This is a genomic window from Streptomyces sp. NPDC058375 (genome assembly GCF_042723425.1).
In the GTDB taxonomy this organism is placed as follows: Bacteria; Actinomycetota; Actinomycetes; order Streptomycetales; family Streptomycetaceae; genus Streptomyces; species Streptomyces durocortorensis.
Genome location: NZ_JBHXJG010000426.1, coordinates 1 through 3,335, shown reverse-complemented (window position 1 = coordinate 3,335; position 3,335 = coordinate 1). Strand labels below are relative to the sequence as shown.

2 protein-coding genes and 1 pseudogene are annotated in these 3,335 nt (G+C 72.9%); all 3 read left to right on the top strand.

What is annotated here, in order from left to right; translation table 11 throughout:
- Positions 1-259, top strand: a pseudogene (locus tag ACFWM7_RS34530) (glycine/betaine ABC transporter ATP-binding protein); the annotation flags it as partial.
- The gene (locus ACFWM7_RS34525) at positions 259-2,244 is read left to right on the top strand and encodes an ABC transporter permease (RefSeq protein WP_383268528.1); all 1,986 of its coding nucleotides are present in this window, start codon (positions 259-261) and stop codon (positions 2,242-2,244) included. The pseudogene ACFWM7_RS34530 and the gene ACFWM7_RS34525, both read left to right, overlap by 1 nt.
- 1 nt (position 2,245) lies before the next feature.
- Complete coding sequence (locus tag ACFWM7_RS34520; RefSeq protein WP_383268525.1) at positions 2,246-3,220, top strand: ABC transporter substrate-binding protein; 975 nt, start codon at positions 2,246-2,248, stop codon at positions 3,218-3,220.
- Positions 3,221-3,335: the final 115 nt, after the last annotated feature.

The following is a 3,335-nucleotide window of genomic DNA, read 5'->3' as shown; positions in this document are numbered from 1 at the left end:
GAGCGAGCGCGGGCCGGCCGTACGCCCCGAAGCCACCGTGTACGAGGCCATCGAAGCGGTCTCCCGCTCCGGCGACCCCGTGGCCCGGGTGATGGACGGCGGCCGGCTCGTCGGCGTCGTCGACCACGCGTGCCTGCTGGACGTCGTGGCCGGGACCTCCGGACCCGGCACGAACGGGGCCGCGGAAACAGCCACGCCCGCAGCGGCCGCCCCCGGCGCCCCCGACGCACCGGACGGCTCCCGCGAGGTGACCGCCTGATGGCCACCGCACACGCCACCCCGGCCCGCCCCGCCGCCGCGGGCGCGCGCCGGGGGCCGCTGGCCGCCCTCCGTGACCGCCCCGCCGCCGCGAAGCTCCTGCTCCTCGCGCTCGTCGCCGCCGTCGTCGTGCCCGTCGTGCACGGCCGCTGGGGCGGCGGGATGTGGCCCGAGGCGCTGACCGCCGACCTCTCCGCCCCGCTCGGCGAGGTCACGGACTGGATCGTCTCCAACCGCGACAGCCACCCGCTGTTCCTCTACTTCTTCGGCCACATCAGCAATGCCGTCGTGCTCTCCGTACGCGGTGTCTACCTGGTCCTGCTGGCCCTCGGCTGGGCCGGCGTCACCGTGTTCGCCGCCGCCGTCGCCTGGCGCGTCGCGGGGATCCGGCTCGCCCTCACCGCAGGCGTGTCGTTCCTGCTCTGCGGGCTGCTCGGCATGTGGGTGCCGACCATGCAGACGCTCGCGCTGATGGTCGTCGCCGTGCTCGCCTCCGTCGTGCTGGGGCTGCTCCTGGGCCTTGCCGCCGGACTCTCGGACCGGGTGTTCCGCATCCTGCGCCCGGTGCTCGACACCATGCAGGTGCTGCCCGCCTTCGCCTATCTGCTCCCGGTGGTGCTGGTCTTCGGCATCGGCGTCCCCGGAGCGGTCCTCGCCACCGTCGTGTACGCGGCTCCGCCGATGGCCCGGCTCACCGCGCTCGGCCTGCGCGGCGCGGACGGCGGCGTCATGGAAGCCGTCGCCTCGCTCGGCGCGACCGGCCGGCAGCGGCTGCTGAGCGCCCGGCTCCCGCTGGCCCGCAAGGAACTCCTCCTCGGCCTCAACCAGACCATCATGATGGCGCTCTCCATGGCCGTCATCGCCTCCGTGATCGGCGCGGGCGGCCTCGGCGACCGCGTCTACCAGGCGCTGTCCTCCGTGGACGTCGGCGCCGCCCTCGCCGCCGGCATCCCGATCGTGCTGCTGGCCGTCGTGCTGGACCGTACGACCGAGGCTGCGGGTCGCCGGATCGGCGCCGAGCCCACCGGCCCGGCCCAGCTGCGCGGTTGGCGCGGCTGGTCCCTGGCCGCCGCGGTCACCGCGGCCGTCGCCATCGTCGGACGGGCGGCCGAGGGCCAGGTGTGGCCCGACGACCTGACCGTGGCCATCGCCGGACCGGTCAACACCGCCAAGGACTGGATGGTCGACCACCTCTACACCGGGGTGCCCGTCGTCGGCGGCACCGCCGACCTCGCCTCCCACTTCACCAGCGGCGTCCTCAACCCCCTGCGCAGCGGGCTCACCGGACTGCCCTGGTGGTCGGTGCTGCTGATCGTCGCCGCCCTCGCCTGGACCATCGGCACCTGGCGCACCGCCGCCACCGCCGTCCTCGCCATGGCCGCGATCGGCGTGCTCGGCGTGTGGGAGCCCTCGATGGACACCCTCAGCCAGGTGCTCGCCGCCGTCGCCGTCACTCTGGTCATCGGCTTCGGCGTCGCCGTGGGCGCGGCCCGCAGCGAGCGCCTGGAGCGGCTGCTGCGACCGGTCCTGGACGTCTTCCAGACCATGCCGCAGTTCGTCTACCTGATCCCCGTCGTCGCCCTCTTCGGCGTCGGCCGCGCGCCCGCCGCCGCAGCCGCGGTCGTCTACGCGCTGCCCGCCGTCATCCGCATCACCACGCAGGGCCTGCGGGGCGTCGACCCGGCGGCGATGGAGTGCGCCCGCTCGCTCGGCGCGACCCCGGGCCAGCAACTGCGCCAGGTGCAGATCCCGCTGGCCAGGCCCTCCTTGCTGCTCGCCGTCAACCAGGCGGTCGTGCTGGTCCTCGCCGTCGTCATCATCGGCGGACTCGTCGGCTCCGGCGCCCTCGGTTACGAGGTCGTCCTCGGCCTCGCGCAGGGCGATCTGGCCACCGGTCTCGTCGCCGGAGCGGCGATCGTCTGCCTGGGCCTGATGCTCGACCGGGTCACCCAGCCCACCACCCGCCGCCAGCGACAGGAGAGCTGAGATGAACCGCTCCCGCACCCGCCTGCTCGTGGCACTCGCCTCGGCCGGGGCCCTGCTCGCCACGGCGGGCTGCGGCGCCGCCGACATGACCAAGCAGGCTTCCCCGTTCGCCGCCCCCGCCGGGGTCAAGACGGTCACGCTCTCCGTCCAGTCCTGGGTCGGCGCCCAGGCGAATGTCGCCGTCGCCGAGCAGCTCCTCAAGGAGGAGCTCGGCTACCGCGTCGACCTCGTCCAGACCGACGAGGTCCCCGCCTGGGATGCCCTCAGCCAGGGCCGCGTCGACGCGATCCTGGAGGACTGGGGCCACCCGGACCAGGAGAAGCTGTACATCGACGAGAAGAAGACCATCGTCCGGGGCGGCGACCTCGGCGTCACCGGCCACATCGGCTGGTACGTCCCGAAGTACTGGGCCGACAAGAATCCGGACGTCACCGACTGGAAGAACCTCAACAAGTACGCGGACGAGCTGAAGACCGCCGAGAGCGGCGGCAAGGGCCAGCTGATGGACGGCTCGCCGTCCTACGTCACCAACGACGTGGCCCTGGTGAAGAACCTGGACCTGGACTACAAGGTCGTCTTCGCCGGCTCCGAGGCGGCCCAGATCACCCAGATCCAGCAGTTCGCCAAGGAGAAGAAGCCCTTCCTCAGCTACTGGTACCAGCCGCAGTGGCTGTTCAACGAGGTCCCGATGGTCGAGGTGAAGCTGCCCGAGTACACGGACGAGTGCGCGGCCAAGGACCCGGCGGACATCGACTGCGCGTATCCGACGACGCCGCTGCAGAAGTTCCTCAACGCCGACTTCGCCCAGCGCGGCGGGGACGCGTCCGCGTTCCTGAAGAAGTTCCACTGGTCGGAGAAGGACCAGAACGAGGTGTCCGAGATGATCGCCTCGCAGAAGCTGACCCCCCAGGAGGCGGCGAAGCGCTGGATCGACCGCCACCCGGACGTCTGGAAGAAGTGGCTGCCCAAGGGCTGACCCGCCCCGGTACCCGGCCCCTTGAGGGAAGCCGGGCGCCGACTGCTGTCTGTGCGCCCGGCGCCCGGCCTCTCCTCCGAGGGGCCGGGCGCCGTCGCGTCACCGCGCCCTGACC